Here is a 21073-nt window from a genome sequence, read left to right on the forward strand (position 1 = left end):
TTACAAATGCGTTGCCCATTTTGCGGGAACCCGGACAGTCAGGTTAAAGATAGCCGCCCTAATGAAGAAGGCTCGGCCATACGCCGCCGTAGAGCCTGCTTATCCTGTGGCCAACGCTTTACCACCGTTGAACGTGTGCAGTTACGAGATCTTGTCGTTGTCAAAGCGAATGGTCGCCGTGCTCCATTTGAGCGGGAAAAACTTGCCCGCTCCATTCGAATTGCCTTGCGCAAGCGACCACTGCCCGAAACCAGAATCGAACAAATTGTCAGCGGGCTGGTTAGACAACTTGAAGCTTCGGGTGAAACTGAAGTGCCATCCTCGCGTATAGGTAAGCTTGCCATGGATGTGCTCAAGGAAGTGGACACCGTAGGCTATGTCCGCTTTGCTAGCGTGTACAGAGATTTTACAGAAGCCAAGGATTTTTCGGAAATTCTGACATCCATGGATAATTCCGAAGCAGAGAAGCAGGAAAAAGACTAGACCTTTAGCCATAAAGGCGTCATGAAACCCCGCTCCCTCAATAGGGCACGCAGGAGACAGGGATGACAGAGCTGCAGGACCAACCGGAACTTAAAGGAGCGCAACGACCGCGTACCGCGGCTCGTGTCGCGGCTGTTCAAGCGCTCTTCCAGATTGAGCAGAACGATGATCGCGCTGAAAGTGTTGTTCAGCAGTTTATGGTCCACCGCTTCGGAACCACGCTGAACAATGAATCCTATGAAGAAGGATATGTACCGGAGCCTGATACGCGCCTTTTTATATCTGTTGTAAAACAGGCCGTCTCTCATCGGAGTGCCATTTTGGAGCAGCTGGGGCTCACGTTACCTGCGACATGGCCTGTTAGCCGTCTTGATCCTGTTTTGCGGGCTCTTTTCCTTGCCGCTCTTGGCGAAGCACTGACTGGCGATGTACCGGCTAGTGTGATTATTAACGAGTATATGGACATCGCTCACGGTTTCTTTTCTGGAGAGGAACCCAAACTGGTCAATGGGGTGCTGGACACCGCCATAAAGCGCCTTGCTACAACAGAAGAAAAACCCGCCTCTTCTGAAATAGAGGACAACAAAGCTGACTAACCTTCCGCCGGAATTTACATTTATCCGTCGGCATTTTTCAGCCTTGGCTGGACCTGGGGCTCTTGGTCTGACAGATGACGCTGCCATTTTTGCCCCCCCCGTGGGCCGTGAACTAGTGGTGGCGGCTGATGCAATGGTCGAGAATGTGCATTTCTTGCCAGACGATCCGCCAGACACCGTTGGACGTAAGCTTCTACGCTGTAATCTGTCCGATCTGGCAGCTATGGGAGCTCGACCCGAAGGCTGGCTGCTTACCATTGCGCGACCACCTTCAATAGAAGATCAATGGTTTGAAGGCTTCTGCTACGGGCTCAAAGAGGATCAAATCCTTTTTGAGCTTGGCTTGCTCGGGGGAGATACAACCTCAACCTCTGGCCCATTGGTTCTTTCCCTGACCATTTTGGGATCAGTACTCCCCGGACATGCAATAAAGCGTCAAGGTATTCACGCGGGCGATGGCCTCTGGGTTACTGGAACGATTGGCGATGGTGCGCTGGGCTTGCGAGCCCTCCAAGGCCAAGTTGACGACCCCACAGGCTATCTGACTCATCGTTATCGCCTTCCTCAACCCAGAGTAGGGGCTCCTCTCTATGGTTTGGCTTCAGGCGCTATGGATGTTTCTGATGGTCTTCTTCAAGATACAGCCCATCTTGGAAGAGAAAATGCTCTCGGCGTAACCCTTCATGTTGATGCCATACCGTTTTCTCCTGCCGCTCGTGAATGTGGACCAGAATGGCTGGAGACATGCCTTACAGGCGGAGATGACTACGAACTTCTTTTCGCCGTGCCGCCCGATAAAGAAGACACGCTTTTACGGTCACCTTTCTTGGCCACTGTCACTGGAAATGTTCCTGTAACCCGCATCGGGTCTTTCGACCAAGACAGTAATGGTGTGAGAGTAATTGATAGCAACAATAAAGTGCTATCTTTCAAAAAATCTGGCTGGAGCCATTTTTAATGGCTTTCCAGATTATTATTTTACTTTGGTATAATTAAATATCTCTGAAAAATCCCTATAATGCAAAATGGTTAGAGATATTACCACGCAGGGCGCATCCATCAAATTTGAATGCACCATTTTTATTTTCAAGAGATAGTTTTCTCGTACATTCGATGCTTTTTATAAGGCGTGGGTACAATGCGTTCTATCAGGTTGCGTATTCCAACGTTTGTTTCCAACACCCAGCCTAGCTCAATAGTCCTATAAGGCAGAACATGCCCCCGCTGCATTAGTTCATCAATCAGCAGGGCAGGAATAACGGCACTCAAAGCGGTTCCCGCCAGCTTCTTCTTTACACCCAACAAAATGACTCGGGCTGAATGAAAATCATGGGTCAGAATTCGGGAGCCAAGCTTAACCCAACCAATAGGGGAGGGAGCACCATTCAAGTCACCACTGATATCAAAAATGTTCGGCACAACCAGCGCGATTGCTACTGGTTCACCTTCAAATTCAACAAGAACATACTGTTCTGGCTTCAGTACAGGTTTCAGTGAGGCTAAAAGAGCCTGCACTTCATCACGCGTAATCGGCACGTTCCCCCACGTTCCCGCCCATGCATCATTATAGATATCCCGGAGAATATCGGCGTCTTCCGCAATGTGATCCTTGCGCAGACTGCGTACTGTAACTGCCCCCAGTCGAGCTCGCAGATTGGCAGGAACTCGGTTGGCACGCTCCGCAACGGGACTGACTTCCATGCGATAAGAAAGAAGGTCCATGGCCTTGGCAAAGCCAGCTCGCTCGATAGCTGGGCCCAACGTTTCCGGATGCCAGCCTGTACCAACCATAGGCGGCTCCATTTGCCCTTCGATCATGGTGCCGGATTCACCATGATAATTCAGCGTCCAAGGACCCCGAATACGTTCTATCCCTTGCTGGCGCAACCAATCCGTTGCTGCATCAAGCAAAGGTTTGACACACTCAGTCTCCACCGCATCCAATGCACCAAAGAAACCGGTCCGTGGTCCATCCTGCTCCAGAGCCAATTGGTCAATCTGTGCAGAAATACGCCCAATCGGCTTTCCGTTACGCCATGCCAGAAAGTAACAAGCAGAACCATGCTCAAAAAAACGTGAGCGTTTGGGGTGGAGCATTCCTTTCTGCTCCATATCCAAAGGCGGCACATAACTTGGCAAACCGCTATACAAAAGCCGGGGCAGCCGGATAAATAGCGCAAGCTGACGCGCACCCGAAACGGGGGATACGACAATCTGGTCAGAATTAGTCATCGGTGCTCCATCAACTGCGCCTTCAAACCGAACGGTGATGCCTCATTCCGACCGAATGGAAAAGGGGGAAGTGTGAACCAGGTTCATCTCAAAGGCTCTGAACTACGCTCGATTCTGATTACTGGCGCTACAGGAGGCATCGGGATGGAGCTAGCCAGACGTTATGCAAAACCCGGACGAACACTGATTTTATGGGGACGAAATGCAGAGCGCCTTCAGCGTCTGGCGACACTTTGTTGCGCCCGGGGGGCTGCCGTTGTCACCCGCCAGATCAATCTTCTGGATGGCAAAGCCGCCCTTCAGGCTATACGGGAAGACGATACCAAGCACCCACTCGACCTTGTTATTCTTGGAGCTGGCCTTTCTGATATTCAGACGGCAGGGCACCCTACAGAAGATCCTGAAAAAGTTCTGGCGCTCTCTCTCGTCAATTTTGCCATCCCCACCACACTGGCGACGGCTGCTGCTGAACGCATGATTCCGCGAGGCGGTGGAAAAATTGCACTCATCGGCTCTGTTGCAGGATTCTATGAGTTACCTTTTGCGGCATCCTACAGCAGCTCGAAAGCGGGACTTGCGCGGTTTGCCGAGGCGGCCAATCTGGGATGGGCCAAACACAACGTTCGCACCACACTCATCATTCCCGGATTTGTGGACACACCAATGAGCCAACGACTTGATGGGACGCTTCCCTTTCTTGTCTCTGCTGGTAGTGCAGCCCGTCGCATCATGCGGGCGATCAACGCTGGTAAAAAAGAGTATATTTTTCCCTGGCAGTTTCGGGCACTGCGTGTCGCAGAGCGCCTCGTTCCTCATTTTCTGAGGGAACGTATCCTGCTCAACCTGAAGGCCGACCAAAAACCAGCAAAAAATTCATAGCCGGAAAGCCTTTCTTTTTTGAAAAGAAAGGCTTCTACATATTTTCAAAAGGAAGAACGTGAGCCTTTTAAAAAGGCATTCTCCAGCCATAAAACTGGAGGTCCGGGCGGGAGCCGAAAGAATCTTAGTACACAATGGTTTGCGGTGGCAACCCACCATTTCAGCGCCCATTGAAAACATTGCGTTTTTTCACACATTGGCAAACCGGGGGCGTGCATGAGCGCCACCGGGAACAGCGCGTTCAAGGCGTGCATGAAGGACGTGGCGCTTGCTCTGCTGGGCGAGCCGAATTCATCAGTGTCGAGCAAGACGGAACTACGCTTCGGGACACGGGGCAGCCTGTCAGTCGATCTGACCAAGGGCACCTGGTATGACAACGAGGCTGGTGAAGGAGGCGGGACCATTGATCTGGTCATGCGTCACCTCAGCTTGGCCAAGCCGGACGCCGTCAAATGGCTGCAAGATCACGGTCATATAGACCGCCGGGAACAGAAACCCGCCGTCAAACCGCGAACCGTCCAAGAATACGACTACCATACGGAAGATGGTGAGCTCCTGTTCCAGATATGCCGGATGGACCCGAAAGACTTTCGCCAGCGCAGGCCGCTGCCTGATGGCGGCTGGTCCTGGTCAACCAAGGGCTTGCCCCGCATCCCGTATCGTTTGCCGGGACTGATTGAAGCCATACAGCAGAAGCAGACCATCTATGTGGTGGAAGGCGAGAAATCAGCGGACAAGCTGCACAGCCTTGGCCTGACAGCGACATGCAGCCCAGGCGGGGCAGGCAAGTGGAAACCAGACTGCACCAGATACATGCGCGGTGCGGATACGGTCATTCTGCCCGACAACGATTCGCCTGGGCAGAAACATGCCAAAGCGGTGGCAAAGGCGCTTGAAGGCGTTGCAGCACGCATCCGAGTCGTGAACCTTCCCGATCTGCCGGAGAAGGGCGATGTGTTCGACTGGCTGGCCGCAGGCAAGACCGTGGCCGATCTGGAGGCTGTGGTTCAGGCCGCGCCGGACTATGATGCCGGAGCCTTGGAACCGAAACACATCCTCAGACCGGCATGGCTTGATGACTGTCAGGTCGATGACCGTGGACAGCCCATCCCCAACGTGGCGAACGTGCTGCTGGCCTTGCGAGCGGATGAGCAATTTTCCAGCAGCTTCGCCCTGGATGAAATGCAGTGCATGCCGTTCCTCATGAAGCAACTCGGTCCGCAGGCGGAGCCGTTCAAGGCGCGACCGCTAACGGATGAAGATGTGACGGTGGTGCAAGAGGCGTTGCAACTTGCTGGCCTGCGCCGGATTTCCAAGGACGTGACCTTTCAGGCCATCAGCCGGGTTGCTTATGAGCGCCGCTTTCATCCAGTTCGTGCCTACCTTAACGGCCTGAAATGGGATGGCATACCCCGCCTTGTTACGTGGCTGACTGACTATATCGGTGCCGATCTCACGGATTACACCCAGGGCATCGGGCGGATGTTCCTGATCGGCCTGATTGCCCGCATCATGAAGCCCGGCTGCAAGATGGATTACATGCTTGTGCTGGAAGGCCAACAGGGAGCCAGAAAATCCACTGCCTGCGCTATCCTTGGCGGTGACTGGTATTCGGACAGTCTGCCAGACCTGAAAACCGGCAAGGACGTGCCGGTGCATCTACGCGGCAAATGGGTGATCGAAATTGCGGAACTATCCGCATTGGGCAAGGCCGAGAACGAACTGCTCAAGTCCTTTCTTACCCGCACAACAGAACGCTACAGGCCGCCCTATGGCCGCATGGAAGTGGTCGAACCACGCCAGTGCATCCTGATCGGAACAACCAATAAATCCGTGTATCTCAGCGACGAGACTGGCGGACGCCGGTACTGGCCGGTGAAGGTCGGCAAGATAGACACGGAATTATTGGCGCAGGGTCGTGACCAACTTCTGGCTGAGGCCGTGGATGCGTTCCGCAAAGGTGAACAATGGTGGCCGGACGGTGACTTTGAACGCCACATCATCAGACCAGAACAGGAAGAGCGGTTCGAAGTCGATGAATGGGAAGGGCTGATTGCCAACCATCTGCTCGGACAGAAGAAAACCACCATTCAGCGCGTGGCTTATGACGCATTAGGCTTTGAAAACAAGAAGATCGGCACATCAGAGCAACGTCGTATCGCCAAGGTCATGGAACGGCTTGGATGGAAGCGTGGTTTGCGTGGCACTGCCGGAGTGCGTTTTTGGGAGAAATCAGTATGACGAACCCTCCCAATAGTGACGCAGTGACGCACAGTGACGCACTTTCCCTATATAATCCCCATACGCATACGCGCACACACACGCACACACACGGAAAACCATTATATAAGAAAGTGTGTCACTGTGCGTCACTGCGTCACTCATCTCCACTTGATGACCTCGCCAATGCTGTGCAGCGGCTGACCATAGACCGGCGTGATCCAGAGAAGTTTCACCAGGACAAGTCTGAGATCGTCGCGGCTTTACGGCGTATGGCACGGAAGGCGCGGTCATGAGCGAACCGTTCTACCGCACCCAGGCATGGCGCAGGCTACGCGCTGCCTGCCTCAAGCGTGATCCAGTCTGCACGGTTGCCGGATGCACCCGGCGGTCCGTTGTGGCCGATCACATCACACCCAGAAGCAAAGGCGGTGCGGACAGCCTGTCCAACCTGCGCGGCCTGTGCATCCAGCACCACAACATGCGCCGCCAAGGCAATGAACCGTGGCTCAAGGGCTGTGATGCTTCTGGCAAACCCAATGACCCAACACACTGGTGGAATTCAAAATGACCAACACAAACCTGATCAGTACCCTGCGCACCGAACTGGACCTGCCAGACGATAGCAAGGATGACCGCCTGAATGACATTCTCACTCAAGCGTGGGGCATTGCCTCCGACTATTGCCAGCAGGACCTGACCGCCCTGTCACCCGTTCCGCAGACAGTCACCCGCACCGTGCTGGACATTGCCGCCGCCATCTACCATCAGGCTGGCCGTGACCGCTCCATCACGGAAGACACGTGCGAAGGCGTAGGCTCAACCAGCTTTGGCCTGACCAGATGGACCGATCAACTGACCGGCCTTGATCCTTGGCGCGTCTATTATGTGGCCTGAAAATCTCTCAGAGCTACGGGGGTGCGACCGTTCGGGGGTCACAAAAATAGTTAGTTTCAGATTGAGGTTTTGAAAAATGGGCCTTCGTGGACCCGGTGCAAAGCCAGTGTCATCGCCAAAGACCCCGGCACCATTGCCGCTCTTTGGGGATGCACCTAGCGTCAATACTACCGGCATCCCGGTAGATAGGCCCCTGACGGGTGAGACGCGGGCAGAGCGGCTGATCTGCTGGATAGAACGCCTGACCGTAACCAGTGGCGCACTGGCCGGTGAACCTATGCGGCTGGATGACTGGCAGAAAGACATCATCCGCGCCTTGTATGACACGGATGCTGACGGCCTGCGCTACGTCCGCACCGGCGTCATCAGCATGGGCCGCAAGAACGGCAAGACAGGCTTGGCCTCTGCTCTGGCCTTGGCGCATCTGTGTGGGCCGGAAGCAGTAAGGCGCGGGCAGGTGCTGAGCGCCGCAGCAGACCGGGGGCAGGCGTCCATCGTGTTTGATGAGATGGTCGCCTTCGCATTGGAACAGCCCCACCTTGCTGCGCGGCTGGTGGTTCGTGCCTTCAACAAAACTGTGGAAGATGCCGTGACAGGCTCAATCTACAAGGCGCTGTCCGCCGATGCCCGAAAGGCGCACGGCCTGTCACCCACCTTCGCCATTGCAGACGAGGTTGCCCAGTGGCGTGACCGGGATCTGTTCGACGCCCTGAAAACGGGTGGCGGCGCACACCGGGAAAGCCTGCTGCTGGGCATTAGCACCAGATCACCCGATGCTGACAACCCGCTGGAAGAGCTGCTGCGCTACGGTGCCAGCGTGGCGGACGGCACATTCCCTGACCGCACCTTCAAGTCCTTCGTCTGGTCCGCGCCGATGGATGCAGACCCATGGGCGGAAGAAACATGGCGCTTGGCGAACCCGGCGCTGGGAACATTCCGCAGCCTTGAAGATATCCGCTCCCAGGCAATGCAGGCCATGCGCGTGCCCAGTCAGGAAGCCGCCTTCCGCAGTTACACGCTCAACCAGCCGGTGGCGGCGGACGTGCGCTTCCTGCGCCCTGATGACTGGGACGCCTGTGCAGGCAATGCTGAGGCATCAGGCCCGTGTTACTGTGGTCTTGATCTGGCTTCCGGCGCAGGTGATCTAACCGCCTTCAGCTTCTTCTGGCCAGAGACGGGCCTGCTGAAGGTCGCGGCGTTCCTGCCCACTGAACTTGTCCAGGTCAAGCAGGCGGAAGATCATGCACCATATGCAGAATGGGTTTCGGCCGGGTTAATCGAATTGATACCAGGGAGAGCAATTGACAGGGCATGGCTGGCCGTTTGGATTGCCCAGGCAATCGAAGGACTGGACGTTGTGTCCATCGCGTCTGACCGCTGGTGCCTGACGGATTTTCTGGCCGTATGTGACCGCGAGGGCATCGCCCTGCCCATGAAGCCGATCGGCATGGGTTTCAAGGACCAGAGTCCTGCCATCACGGCCTTTGAGGGTGCCGTCCTACAGGCGACCATCAGGCACGGCGGCAACCCACTGTTGCGTTGGGCTGTCTCCAATGCTGCCTTGGACGTGGACCCGGCGGGCAACCGCAAACTGTCGAAGCAACGCGCCCGTGGCCGCATAGACCCTCTGGTCGCCGCCGTGATTGCAGTCGGCACCGCTGCCCAGGCACCAGCACCCAAGGACCTTCAGGTCACGGTTCTGGATTTTTAGAAAAGGTGACGCCAGATCTGGCGTCATGCTTAAACTGTGCACATCTGCATATTTCCGGATTGACACCAGACTCCGGCTTTGGCAGGTTCAGCAACGGAGTGTGATAACTCCTGAAAGCCATAGCGGGCACTGCACGAAAGCAGAAATCCGCACAAAAAATTCGCTCCGGGGGCGGTAAGGATATGTCCAGAGGGCAACCTTAAAGCCTTACCGGCCTGATCTATGGCCAGGTTTATCACCCCCCGGAGTCTGTACGGCGTGATAACCGTGCTGGCTCTGGCAATCTAAGCCATGGGAGCCGCACACATGCGCTCGATGAATCGCCGCGACTTTTTCCCCGCACTCGGAGCCACCGCGCTGGCAGGCATCGCCGCCGCCGGTTTTGCCAAACCCGAAACCCTGACCGCCGCGCCTACCGCGAAGCCGGAAGGGAAAAGCCCGATTATCAAAGCCCGGAACGAGTATTTCTCTGCTCGTGCCGATGTAGAACGCATTGGCGACGAACCCGCTGCAACACCAGGCCACCCTCACCATCAGGACAACAGCGAGCGGAGCCTTGCTGCATGTGAAGCAATGTGGGCTGCAATCGCCTTTCTGGCGCATACTCCCGCAAAAAACCTACATGACCTAAAAGCAAAAACGGAAGTAGCTAACCTAGAATTTCCTGAATATTGCGATGCTTTTGTAATGGAAGAAACTTCGGATGAGGTGCAGTTGGCAATATCAATTATTTCGGACCTGCACCGCCTATCTGCGACATTGGCTTAAAAATAGGTTGCAACCCAGATAGCTACTCCTTATAAGCAACTCAGGATGCTTATAAGGAGGGTAAGGTGCCTGAAATTAGCGCCCGCTTCGATGTGAAAGAGATGGCTCACGCGACCGGGCTAACCGTTAACAATATCAGGATGCTTATGGACAGAATGCCCGGCACGCTAACAACAGAGCAGGTTTTACCCGGTCGTGGAGTAGCCAGAACATTTCCAATCATGAGCATGAAACGTGCGGCTCTTATCCGTGCGGTCATGAAAAATGGCGTCGGAGTAACGCAGGCTGCACACTTGGTAGATGCGTTTTCTGGGTGGTTTGAAATGAACTACAAAGGGCTTCCTGCTAACATGGACGCATATGTCGGCCGTTCCGAACGGCAGAAAGTCTATGATTTAGGCTATGGAAAATCGTTCGATGGAGGAAATGACTGGGAGTTTTATGCCTATATGGGGTTAAATCTCACAATTCCCCATGAAGCAAAAACTGGCGACATGATCATGGAAGTTATAGACCAGACTTATGTGTTCATGACCCTCATCCGCCCGAGAGTGAAATTGATAGGCGGCCCGAAAATGGAAGCTGTTTTCCGGGTAGAAGGATGGGAACGTGGTGGTGAAATAACCATCACTGATGCATCTGAATGTGAAGACGAATTGGAACATTGGCAGACTGTAAGAGAGAATTTCACAACAAAAATTCTCGTAAATGTCAGTCTCGCCATCAGAGATGCTTTTGAGCAGATACGCCGCACAAGGGTTGCGGACTGATGCTCGCATTTCTGCGAGATGGCCTGGGCAACCATAGGAACGCTGTGAAGCGTCCCGTTCCCTTGGATGGATGCCCACCCCCTGACCATCGCGAGATGGCCGTTTCCCTTAGAAGGACCCCTTTATGACTTTACGTGAAATGCAGGCCCGCAAAACGGAAATCGCAACCGAAATGCGCGCCTTGAACACAGCACATCCGGATGGTGCGCTTCCGGCTGAGGCAGAAACACGGTGGACTGAACTGTCCACCGAACTGAACACGCTGGAAAGCCGCATGGCACGTCAGGCACAGATTGACGATCTGGACCGCACAGCCCCGGCTGACCGTGTAGGCGGTGGCGCACCCGCACAACCGGAAGTCCGCGTTGCAGGTTTTCCTGCACCGGCACAGATACCGGAGAGTTTTGACGGCCTGATGCTGCGCACTCAGGAAGGGCAGACGGTTCCGGTTCTGGAAGCCCGTCACACTCTGGCTTCTTTCCTGCCTGCCAGTGAAAACCGCGCTCAGGAACTGGGACTTGGCGGCTTCCTGCGTGCGCTGTATCGCGGCCCGCAGACGGAACTTGAACGCCGCGTCATGTCCGAAAGCAGCATCGGTTCGGGTGGTGCGTTGGTGCCGGTTCCTGTTGCCGCAGCCGTCCTTGATGAACTACGTGCCAACACGGTTTCCTTCCGCGCTGGATGCCGCACGGTGCCCATGTCCAGCCAGTCCCTGACTTTTGGCCGCCTGACCAAAACGCCAGTCGGTGCATGGCGTGCGGAAAATACAGGCATTGTTGAAGACGAAAGCACGTTTGACCAGGTGAAGATGACCGCCAAGTCATGGGCGCTTCGTTGCAAGATCAGCCGGGAACTGCTGGAAGACGGGCAGAACGTGGATTCCATCATCCGCGCCGCTTTTGCCGCTTCGGGCGCACTGGCGCTGGATCAGGCCATTCTGTTCGGTGATGGCTCCGCGAACAGTCCGCTTGGCATCGTCAACACACCCGGCATCCAGACAACCGCACTGGGCGGCAAGCTGACCAACTGGGACCCGGTTCTTGATGGCGTGCTTGATCTGGAAAACGTGAACGCGGGCAAGGTGACGGCCATGATCATGGCGCCGCGCACCAACCGGGCAATTCGCGGTTTCAAGGATTCCAACGGCAACCCGCTTTCCGCCCCGGCGGACGTCTCCTCCATTCCGCGCCTGACCACCACGTCAGTTCCTGTTGACCAGGGCACGGACAAGAACGCCAGCACCATCGTCATGGGCGATTTCAGCCAGGTCTATGTTGGTATGCGGACCAGCCTTCAGATCAGCGTCCTGAACGAATTGTACGCCGAAAACGGACAGATCGGCTTCGTGGCGTGGATGCGGGCTGACGTGCTTGTCGTGCGGCCTCAGACCCTGCTGACCCTGACAGGCATCACGGCATGACCGGCGCGACTGGCAGCGTGGAAAGGCGTTCGTGTGGCGTGGAATTCCGCGCCGCCAGTCGCAAACTTGAAGGCTATGCCGCCGTGTTTGGGGCATCTGCCCGCATCGGCAGCTTTTCCGAAACCATCCGCTCCGGCGCTTTTGCCAGCACACTCACGGCAAACCCGGACATTCTCGGCCTGGTCGATCATGACCCCACCAGGCTGTTGGCCCGCACGGCATCGGGCACACTCAAGCTGGCGGAAGATACACGCGGTCTTCATTTTGAACTGGCGATACCAGACACACAGCTTGGCCGTGACGTTCTGGCTCTGGCCGAACGGAATGATCTGGGCGGCATGTCTTTCGGGTTCCGCGTCAAGGATGAAGCATGGCCGGCATCAGACCAGCGTGAACTGCGTGCGGTCGATCTGGTGGAAATCAGCGTGGTGCAGGCGTTTCCGGCCTATGCGGATACAACAATTTCCGCACGGAGCCGCAGCACCATCATGACACCGGCGCAGCGCCGCCGCTTCTTGGAGACGATCAGATGAGTTTCCTTGACCGTCTCTTTGGCCGCCCTGAAAAACGGGCGGCTGTATCCGCAGAACCCGTTCTGCCTGATTTATGGTTTCCGCGCGGGCCGGGTAATCCTGAAAATCTGGCGACCGTGCTGGCGTGTGTAAACGCCATTTCCAGCGGCATAGCGTCACTGGATGCCTACGTCTACAACACAGCGGGCAATACCAGGACGGAAGCGCCGAACCATCCTGTTTCGCGGCTGATCAGGCAGCCCAACCGCACCCAGACATGGCCTGATCTGATGGAATGGGCGCTGGCAAGCGTCCTGCTGACCGGCAACGCCGTGATGGTGGTGGAGTATGACGGCGCAGGCCGTCCAACCGCCCTGACGCCCATTCCGTGGCAGTGTGTCCAGGTGGACCGGCTGAAGTCTGGTCGCCTGCGTTACACCGTGATGGCATGGCAGGGCGTCACCCGCACATTGCTGGATAATGAAGTGTTCCATCTGCGCGACCGTTCCGACGATGGCCTTGTCGGCCGCAGTCGGCTCAGTCGTGCGCGGGATGTGTTCACGGGTGCCGCAGCCCTTCAGGATTACAGCCTGAACATGTGGCAGAATCAGGTGGTGCCGTCTGGTATCGTCTCAAGTGAGACGGGCGCACTCAGCAACGATCAGGCCAAGGACCTCAAGCAGCAGTTACAGGAACGGGCAGGTGGGACCAATAATGCCCGCCGCGTAATTGTCCTGCCCAACGGCCTGAAGTGGCAGGCGGTCGGCATCAGCCCGGAAGATGCGGAAGCATTGGAAAGCCGCAAGTTCAGCGTGCAGGAGCTGTGCCGCATCTACGGCGTGCCACCGCCGATTGTGCAGGATTACTCGAACAATACCTTCACGAACGCGGCGCAGGCCAGTCTCTGGTTTGCCCAGAACACGTTGGTGCCGTGGGTGCGCAAGATCGAGGCCGAATTCAAGCGGTCCGTGTTCGGTGCGTCCAACCCGTATGAACTGGTCATTGATATGAGCAGCCTCATGCGTGGCGACTACGCAACCCGGTGGCAGTCCTACGGTGTCGCCATACAGAATAAAATCCTGACCGTGAACGAGATCCGTGAACAGGAAGGATACAACCCCATGCAGGAGGATGCAGCGTAATGGCGAAGCCTGTCATGCCCGATTGGGGCCGGTTGTTACGGCGTGAACTGGCAGCGGCATACCTTGGCGTTTCCGCGAGCAAGTTTTCGCAACTGGTGCAGGAAGGCGTTCTTCCTGCACCACGCACCTTTCCGGGCGGAACCGTCAACGTCTGGGACCGCAGGGAACTGGATGGATGGGCCGATAGCCTTGCTGAAACTGAAACCTCCAACGGATGGGATCACACAGCGGCATGACCAAACTTGATCTGGCATATGTCCACCGCTTCCGTGACCGGCATAACAAGATGCGCCATTATTTCCGTAAACCGGGTTATAAGCAGGTTGCGCTGCCCGGTATGCCGGGCTCGCAAGAGTTCATGACGGCATACCAGGCAGCGTTATCTGGCACGCCTGTGCCGGTCGCTGTAACCCGCACGAAACCGGGCACATTCAACGCCCTGATCGTGTCTTATTATCAGAGCGCGGATTGGCTTCAGCTTAAACCCATTACCCAGGCAACCTACCGGAATCTCATTGAACGGCTTAGGGTGCAGCATGGTGACAACATGGTGGCGCAACTGGAATCCCGCCATGTTCGCCTTATAGTCGCTAAAAAAGCGGACACACCCGCATCAGGCAACGCCCTGCTCAAGATGCTGCGCATCCTGATGAGGCACGCCATAGAAATGGGATGGCGCAAGGACGATCCCACCCAGTATGTCCGCAAGCTGAAGAACAAAACGGACGGGCATGAGTCGTGGTCTGAAAGCGACATCACCCAGTTCCGCAATCACTGGCCGATAGGATCAACCGCGCGGCTAGCCTTGGAACTGCTGCTCTATACGGGCCAGAGGTCCGCCGATGTGCGGATCATGGGATGGCAGCATATCCGAAACAACAAGATCGACATTCGCCAGAGCAAGACGGGTGCGCATCTGCTTCTCCCTGTTCATCCGAGTCTGTCAGAGGTTCTCAGTCACGTTCCCGCAGGACAGATGACCTTTCTACTGACGGGGCAGGGGAAAACATTTTCAGCCGGTGGGTTTGGCAATTATTTCCGTGATTGCCGTCGAGCCGCTGGATTGCCAGAAGGGCTTAGTGCCCATGGCTTACGCAAAGCCGCCGCAAGACGGCTGGCCGAGGCCGGATGCAGCCTGCCGCAGATCATGGCCGTAGGAGGATGGAAAACACCCAAGGAAGCGACAGCATACCTTCGCGCTGCCAGTCAGGAACAGATGGCCGATAAGGCCATCGCCAGCCTGATGGAGTGCAAACGGTGAACAAGCATTGGCAAACCTGCGGGAACAGGTTTGCCAATAAATTCGATAAGTCTTTGAAAGGTAAAAACAATGCACACAGCATTGGAGGTCCGGGCGGGAATCGAACCCACGTACGCGGATTTGCAGTCCGCTGCATCACCATTCTGCCACCGGACCAGTGACGTGAGAGCCTTATGTCCTGTCAGGGCGCATCGGTCAAGCCGTTGTGTTGTGCGATTTTACACACCCTGTGCCACACAGACTTATGTGCGATGATTTTTATCTCATCAGTGACGCGGAAGAGGGCACTTGAAACACATGACTGCTGACTGTTCGACCACCAGCCTCCTTGGCAATCGGCCCCAGTTTTATCTGAATGATTTTGCACAGGCCCGCGATTATATGGTTGATGACCAACTCCGGCCTTCAGAAATTACCGATCCTCAGCTTTTGAAGATCATGCGCACGTTGCCACGCGAAGAATGTGTTCCCACTGCACAACAGGCAATCGCCTATGCGGATGTAAATGTGCCAATCGGGGAGAAGCGCGTTTTAGCTCAACCACTTATTACAGCACGCTTGGTACAAGCCAGCCTTTCCGAATCACTAAAAAAAACATTAATCGTCGGTGCCGGAGCTGGGTACACGGCGGCAATTTTTGCTCATTTAGGCAAAAACGTCACAGCTTTGGAATCTGATCCTACCCTCGCAGAAATCGGGGAGAGATTCTGCCAACGTCATGCCCCTTCCGTGACATGGGTCGTAGGCAACCTCAAAGATGGTCACCCTTCGAACGCACCTTACGATCTGATCTATTTCGACGGCACAGTGTTTGATATGCCCCAATTTTGCGATGAACAACTGAGTGACAAGGGGGCTATTGTCGGTATGTGGGCCACAACTCATGGCATGGCCTCTGGCTTTCAGGCGTACCGAGAAAATCGCTCTTCAACAATTTTTACCAAAACTTTCCTCTTTGATGGCTTTTTACCTCCTCTCCAGGGCCTATCGCCAACCTCAAGTTTTCAATTTTAGGCTCTGAAATATTCAACCAGAAAAATCGAGGGAGTGTGTTTTTCGAGTTTAAGTGATAGAAATATGTCCTATGTCGTGCCATGTAAGGGCAGCATAAATATTTAGTCATTTAAGTGGGAGAAGCACATGAGGCGTATTTGCGGAGTGGGCATCGGCTTAACAGCCGCGCTTTGCAGTTCCACCGCGTGGGCTCAAAAATATGATGGGAGCGGCTCCCCCACTTTTGTGCCGCATACACTGCAGGAAGCTCTTGCGTCTGCGTATCTGACTAATCCGACCCTGCAGCAAGCCCGCGCCACCTTGCGTGCTACGGACGAACAAGTGCCGACTGCCCTGGCTGGATGGCGGCCGACAGTTACGGGCAATGTCGGCCTAACTTACTATAAGGGACAGAACGACTATCAAGGCAGCGCCGATCAGCCTGGTTATTTACGCATATATGATACGCCTGGCTATACTGCCGGGGTCTCAATTCAGCAGCCTATTTATAGCGGTGGCAAGACAACGGCAGCTACCCATCAGGCTGTTAATAAAGTGATGGCCGCTCGTGCCAATCTGATTTCTGTAGAGCAGCAAGTCTTCAAGAATGTAGTGAACGCCTATGTCAGCGTTATTGAAGACGAGCAGCTTCTTCAGCTTAACATTAATAATGAGCGCGTTTTGCAGCAGCAGCTACGTGCGACCAATGAACGCTTCCGTGTAGGAGAGATTACCCGCACAGATGTAGCGCAGGCAGAATCAGCCTATGCTACAGCTAAAGCAGCCCGCCAGCAGTCTGAAGGGACGTTGCAGACAGCCCAGGCAACTTATATGCAAATTGTTGGAATGGCACCTCCGCCCAATCTCGTGCCACCACAACCGTTGGTTCTTCCGGTAAAAAATGAGCAAACTGCAGCCGCTATGGCTGTGCGTAACAATCCAGACGTTATTAATGCTCTTTTCACCGAATCTTCACAGAAAGACGCTGTTTCTGTCGCCATTTCAGCGATCATGCCAAAAATTTCTGCGACAGCAGCATATCAACGGCAAGTAAACCAAAGTTTGAATCATCAGATTGATGAAAACAAATACGCCATGCTGAATTTCAATATTCCAGTCTATCAGGGTGGTTCGGAATATGCTGCTGTTCGGCAGGCCAAACAGCAGGTGCAGGCGGCTCACCGAGAAGTTGATATTCAGCGCCGGACCGCCGCGCAGGATGCTGTTTCCAATTGGCAGAAACTGGTATCATATCAAGCTGCCATTTCCAGCAATCGCGCCGCTATCAGAGCAGGAACCGTGGCGCTGGATGGTGTGGAACGTCAGGCTATTGTTGGAACAAGCACCACACTGGAAGTTCTTCAGCAACAGGAAACACTTCTGCAGGCTCAGGTCGCTCTCGTGCAAAGTCTGAGCAATATGGTCTTGGCATCATATAATGTTGCATCTGCAATCGGCCGCCTTACGGCTGCAGACTTGAAACTGAATGTGCCCCTTTATGATGACAAAGCCTATTACCAAGCAGTAAAAGACCGGCTATGGGGAATAAACGACTACGCAGTCAATCAGCCAGGTCGTTAATTGCTGAGAGCAGTCGTTTGGCAGGAATTTTTTAATGACGTCACCTCACGAGACAGAAGAAACAGGGCGATCTGTTGCGGATGTGTTGTCATCCATAAGGCAGGTTTTGCACAACGAGCATATGGCTGCGCAGAGCGCTGGTCCATCTTCCAGCTCCGAGGATGAAGATGAGGACATCCTTGTTCTGTCCCCCGCGATGATGGCAGGCGGGACCGATTCGCATACTCATGACGGCTTGCCTTTAGGAACAGAGGACCAAACTGATACTGGACAGCCTCTCGGTTCAGAGGCCATAAAACAGAAGCATGACAGTCATGCAGATGGACCGGAGAAAAGCACGCAGGTTTTGGCAAAAGAGGCACCATCAGATGTCTCTCTCCCAGAAAATGCGGACAGTAACGAGGTTCTGTCTGTTACTGATCTCAGACAAATTGAACTGATTGATAAGGCTGAAAATATGTCCGGTTCCCTGCCGATTCCCTTGAATGACGAAACCATTTCCGACACTGGAAGTTCGTTTTCCGTTCTGCAAAAAACCCTTCAGGAAAAGTACCTGAGAGAACATGAGGAGAGAAAAGTGGCCATCACACATGAAGGTTCTCTGACTGTCGAAGATATCGTCCGTCAGGAAGTACGTGTTTTCCTCAAAAAATGGCTGGATGCTCATCTGGCGGGAATCGTGCAGGCGGCAGTCCGTAAGGAAGTAGAGCGTCTGACTCAACGCGGCCTATAACCCTGCGGTAAATATCTCTTTCCTGTCCAAGCGCAGGAAAGAGAATTACTGCTTGGTCTCTTCTTGGTATGCAGGATGCTCCATTCTGCTTGAGGCGGGGGTATAATATGCCTTCCGCCTTTTTTACGTTTGCTGGTTGGATATGATGCTGAACAAAACGTTTGAGCCTGCTGAAACTGAAAAGCGCCTTTATACTTTGTGGGAAAGCCAGAAGGCCTTTTCAGCTCAGCCTGAAAGCACCCAAGAGCCTTTCACCATCATGATCCCGCCGCCGAACGTAACAGGCACTCTGCACATGGGGCATGCGCTCACCATGACATTGCAGGATACGCTGATCCGCTGGAAACGGATGCAAGGCTTTGATACTCTGTGGCAGCCAGGCACAGATCATGCTGGCATCGCGACTCAGATGGTTGTTGAACGTGCACTCGCGGCAGAAAACACCACGCGCCAAGAATTGGGGCGAGACGCTTTCACGCAACGTGTGTGGAAGTGGAAAGAGGAATCCGGTGGCGGAATTACGCAGCAGCTTCGTCGGTTAGGAGCCTCTCTTGATTGGCCACGTGAACGCTTCACCATGGATGAAGGGCTATCACGTGCTGTTAAGGAAGTTTTTGTCACGCTGTATCAGGAAGGCCTGATCTATCGTGACCGGCGGCTCGTTAACTGGGATCCGGTGTTCCGCTCTGCTATTTCTGACCTTGAAGTTGAAAGCAAAGATGTTGCGGGCAAACTCTGGTACATCCGTTATCCGGTAGAAGGGCAGGGCGATATCTGCATTACGGTTGCCACGACCCGGCCGGAAACCATGCTGGGTGACGTGGCCGTTGCCGTTCATCCTGAAGATGAACGTTACGCCGCCCTGATTGGTCAGTCCGTCCGCCTCCCTCTCACTGGGCGCTTGATTCCCATTGTCGCGGATCTTCACTCCGATCCTGAAAAGGGAACAGGGGCGGTAAAAATTACCCCTGCACATGACTTTAATGACTTTGAAGTTGGGCGCCGCCATCAACTTCCCATGCTCTCCGTGCTTGATGAAGAAGCACGCATCATACTCGAAGAAATAGAAGACGAACTACAGCTTGTTCCGGGCCTGGCTGATCCTGATTTTGTCAAAACATTGAACGGCCTCTCACGTGAAGAGGCCCGCCAGGTCATTGTCACCGAACTGGAAACCTTGGGCTGGCTCGAAAAAATAGAGCCACACCGGCATCAGGTGCCGCATGCTGAACGCGGCGGTGCAGTGATTGAGCCGCGCCTGACAACCCAGTGGTACTGTGACGCCGCCAAACTGGCAGGCCCGGCCATTGAAGCTGTTACCAGTGGTAAAATCACTTTCATCCCCAAACAGTGGGAAAATACCTTTTTCGCGTGGATGCGTGACATTCAGCCATGGTGTATTTCTCGCCAGTTGTGGTGGGGCCATCGTATTCCCGCTTGGTATGGACCAGATGGACACGTATTTGTTGCGCGAGATGAAGCTGACGCTCAAGCTCAGGCGGTAGGTCATTACGGTAAAACTGAATCTCTCACGCAAGATGAAGATGTTCTTGATACATGGTTTTCATCTGGGCTTTGGCCATTTTCCACATTAGGCTGGCCAGAGAAAACACCTGAACTTGCACGCTACTACCCGACAGACGTTTTGGTGACGGGCTTTGACATCATTTTCTTCTGGGTTGCCAGAATGATTATGATGGGTGAGCACTTCATGAAAGATGTGCCGTTCCGCCACGTCTTTATTCATGGATTGGTGCGGGACGAGCGTGGACAGAAAATGTCCAAGAGCAAAGGAAACGGCATCGATCCTCTGGACCTGATTGACGATTTCGGTGCCGATGCTATGCGCTTCACGATTTGCGCACTGACCGGCATTGGTCGAGACGTCAAGCTGGGGCGTAAAAAAGTTGAAGACTACCGCGCTTTTGTTACCAAAATCTGGAATGCGGCGCGCTTCTGCGAAATGAACGGCGTTAAAGCACAGGAAAATTTTGATCCAGCAACTGTCCAGTCCTCGCTCGGCCGCTGGATCATAACGGAAGCTTCCGCCGCTATTCAGGACGCCACCAGAGCGTTGGAAGTCTACCGTTTCGATGAATACGCATTAACCTGCTATCGCTTCATCTGGAATCGTTTCTGCGATTGGTTCCTTGAGTTTGCCAAGCCCGTTTTTGCCTCAACCAATGCAGCAGAAGCCGCCGAAATTCGTGGTGTTGCGGCGTATGTGCTAAACATCATCCTGCGCCTGCTGCAGCCCGTTATGCCATTTGTCACAGATGATCTATGGCATTCGTTTGGCTTTGGAGCAGAAGGAAGTCTGATTTCTGCTCCATGGCCCGAACCTGTGAAGATGACAGAAGCACAGACAGCACTTTCTGAATGTGATCAGATTATCCGTCTGATTTCCGAAATACGGACCGTACGTTCAGAAATGAATGTTCCGCCCTCTCAGAAAGCTCCGGTATTTCTGAAAGATGCAAACCCGGAAACCGTTGCTCGTGCTGAGCGCTGGAAAGAAGCCATCGCCCGTATGGCACGCGTCTCTGAGGTTGCGGCTTTGGAAGGTGAAGTTCCCCGCGGTTCCGCTCAAGCTGTTGTTGATGAAGCAACACTGGTTATTCCGCTGGAAGGCTTGATTGACATCACAGCCGAGCAAGAACGCCTCAAGAAAGAACTGGCTAAGGCAGAGGATGAGATTGAAAAAACCGAGAAAAAACTCGGTAACGAAAATTTTGTGACCCGCGCAAAGCCTGAAATTGTAGAAGAAATGCGGGAACGTTTGGAAAATCAGCAAGGTGAGCGCTCTCGTCTGCAAGCAGCGCTTGCACGCATCAGCTAATATAGCGAAGAGTGATGCAATAGCGGTCAGCGTCTG

The 21073-nt window shown here is 54.4% G+C and carries 20 protein-coding genes and 1 tRNA gene; 19 read left to right on the plus strand and 2 right to left on the minus strand.

Features of this window, described 5'->3' with window-relative positions:
• Positions 1-6 precede the first annotated feature (6 nt).
• The 3 genes from nrdR (at position 7) to thiL (ending at position 2037) form a co-directional block, all read left to right on the plus strand.
• Positions 7-483 (plus strand): transcriptional regulator NrdR, encoded by a 477-nt coding sequence (gene nrdR, locus QWU00_RS16350; RefSeq protein ID WP_035381953.1) that lies wholly within the window; start codon positions 7-9, stop codon positions 481-483.
• Between the two features lie 62 nt (positions 484-545).
• Complete coding sequence (gene nusB, locus QWU00_RS16355; protein ID WP_035381951.1) at positions 546-1079, plus strand: transcription antitermination factor NusB; 534 nt, start codon at positions 546-548, stop codon at positions 1077-1079.
• Positions 1072-2037, plus strand: a complete 966-nt coding sequence (gene thiL, locus QWU00_RS16360) for a thiamine-phosphate kinase (RefSeq protein ID WP_035381950.1) — start codon at positions 1072-1074, stop codon at positions 2035-2037. The genes nusB and thiL overlap by 8 nt, the downstream gene beginning before the upstream one ends.
• Positions 2038-2165: 128 nt before the next feature.
• Here thiL and QWU00_RS16365 read toward each other — a convergent pair whose 3' ends face one another.
• Complete coding sequence (locus tag QWU00_RS16365) at positions 2166-3311, minus strand: GNAT family N-acetyltransferase (protein ID WP_035381948.1); 1146 nt, start codon at positions 3309-3311, stop codon at positions 2166-2168.
• A 72-nt stretch (positions 3312-3383) separates the two neighbouring features.
• On the opposite strand from QWU00_RS16365, the gene QWU00_RS16370 reads away from it, so the two are divergent.
• From QWU00_RS16370 to QWU00_RS16425, 12 genes are all read left to right on the plus strand, one after another.
• Positions 3384-4190, plus strand: coding sequence for an SDR family NAD(P)-dependent oxidoreductase (locus QWU00_RS16370; RefSeq protein WP_052051507.1), 807 nt, complete (start codon positions 3384-3386; stop codon positions 4188-4190).
• A gap of 216 nt (positions 4191-4406) precedes the next feature.
• The gene (locus QWU00_RS16375; RefSeq protein ID WP_197056332.1) at positions 4407-6431 is read left to right on the plus strand and encodes a VapE domain-containing protein; all 2025 of its coding nucleotides are present in this window, start codon (positions 4407-4409) and stop codon (positions 6429-6431) included.
• Between the two features lie 271 nt (positions 6432-6702).
• Positions 6703-6981 carry an HNH endonuclease gene (locus tag QWU00_RS16380; protein ID WP_081939125.1) on the plus strand — a complete coding sequence of 93 codons (279 nt, stop codon included), beginning with the start codon at positions 6703-6705 and terminating at the stop codon, positions 6979-6981.
• Entirely contained in the window at positions 6978-7307 is a 330-nt protein-coding gene (locus QWU00_RS16385; protein ID WP_035381945.1) for a phage head-tail connector protein, read from the plus strand. Before QWU00_RS16380 ends, QWU00_RS16385 begins: the two co-directional genes overlap by 4 nt.
• 106 nt (positions 7308-7413) lie before the next feature.
• Positions 7414-9018, plus strand: a complete 1605-nt coding sequence (locus QWU00_RS16390) for a terminase large subunit (protein ID WP_197056331.1) — start codon at positions 7414-7416, stop codon at positions 9016-9018.
• Positions 9019-9324: 306 nt separating this feature from the next.
• Positions 9325-9786, plus strand: coding sequence for a hypothetical protein (locus tag QWU00_RS16395; protein WP_150395575.1), 462 nt, complete (start codon positions 9325-9327; stop codon positions 9784-9786).
• A 65-nt stretch (positions 9787-9851) separates the two neighbouring features.
• On the plus strand, positions 9852-10556 hold the full coding sequence (locus QWU00_RS16400; protein WP_035381940.1) for a hypothetical protein: 705 nt from the start codon (positions 9852-9854) through the stop codon (positions 10554-10556).
• A 124-nt stretch (positions 10557-10680) separates the two neighbouring features.
• The gene (locus QWU00_RS16405) at positions 10681-11976 is read left to right on the plus strand and encodes a phage major capsid protein (RefSeq protein WP_035381939.1); all 1296 of its coding nucleotides are present in this window, start codon (positions 10681-10683) and stop codon (positions 11974-11976) included.
• Positions 11973-12509: an HK97 family phage prohead protease gene (locus tag QWU00_RS16410; protein ID WP_035381938.1), complete on the plus strand. Its 537-nt coding sequence runs from the start codon at positions 11973-11975 to the stop codon at positions 12507-12509. Before QWU00_RS16405 ends, QWU00_RS16410 begins: the two co-directional genes overlap by 4 nt.
• On the plus strand, positions 12506-13630 hold the full coding sequence (locus QWU00_RS16415; protein ID WP_035381935.1) for a phage portal protein: 1125 nt from the start codon (positions 12506-12508) through the stop codon (positions 13628-13630). The genes QWU00_RS16410 and QWU00_RS16415 overlap by 4 nt, the downstream gene beginning before the upstream one ends.
• Complete coding sequence (locus QWU00_RS16420; RefSeq protein WP_035381934.1) at positions 13630-13866, plus strand: helix-turn-helix transcriptional regulator; 237 nt, start codon at positions 13630-13632, stop codon at positions 13864-13866. The genes QWU00_RS16415 and QWU00_RS16420 overlap by 1 nt, the downstream gene beginning before the upstream one ends.
• Complete coding sequence (locus tag QWU00_RS16425; RefSeq protein ID WP_035381933.1) at positions 13863-14891, plus strand: tyrosine-type recombinase/integrase; 1029 nt, start codon at positions 13863-13865, stop codon at positions 14889-14891. The genes QWU00_RS16420 and QWU00_RS16425 overlap by 4 nt, the downstream gene beginning before the upstream one ends.
• A gap of 82 nt (positions 14892-14973) precedes the next feature.
• Here QWU00_RS16425 and QWU00_RS16430 read toward each other — a convergent pair.
• Positions 14974-15047, minus strand: a tRNA-Cys gene (locus tag QWU00_RS16430).
• A 141-nt stretch (positions 15048-15188) separates the two neighbouring features.
• On the opposite strand from QWU00_RS16430, the gene QWU00_RS16435 reads away from it, so the two are divergent.
• The 4 genes from QWU00_RS16435 to QWU00_RS16450 all read left to right on the plus strand — a co-directional run bounded on the left by QWU00_RS16435 (position 15189) and on the right by QWU00_RS16450 (position 21037).
• Positions 15189-15905, plus strand: coding sequence for a protein-L-isoaspartate O-methyltransferase family protein (locus QWU00_RS16435; RefSeq protein ID WP_081939123.1), 717 nt, complete (start codon positions 15189-15191; stop codon positions 15903-15905).
• Positions 15906-16031: 126 nt separating this feature from the next.
• The gene (locus tag QWU00_RS16440; protein WP_035381931.1) at positions 16032-17465 is read left to right on the plus strand and encodes a TolC family outer membrane protein; all 1434 of its coding nucleotides are present in this window, start codon (positions 16032-16034) and stop codon (positions 17463-17465) included.
• Between the two features lie 34 nt (positions 17466-17499).
• The gene (locus tag QWU00_RS16445; protein WP_052051504.1) at positions 17500-18198 is read left to right on the plus strand and encodes a DUF2497 domain-containing protein; all 699 of its coding nucleotides are present in this window, start codon (positions 17500-17502) and stop codon (positions 18196-18198) included.
• Between the two features lie 145 nt (positions 18199-18343).
• Positions 18344-21037 carry a valine--tRNA ligase gene (locus tag QWU00_RS16450; RefSeq protein WP_035381929.1) on the plus strand — a complete coding sequence of 898 codons (2694 nt, stop codon included), beginning with the start codon at positions 18344-18346 and terminating at the stop codon, positions 21035-21037.
• Positions 21038-21073: the final 36 nt, after the last annotated feature.

Source organism: Acetobacter tropicalis, from assembly GCF_030644465.1.
Taxonomy (GTDB): domain Bacteria; phylum Pseudomonadota; class Alphaproteobacteria; order Acetobacterales; family Acetobacteraceae; genus Acetobacter; species Acetobacter tropicalis.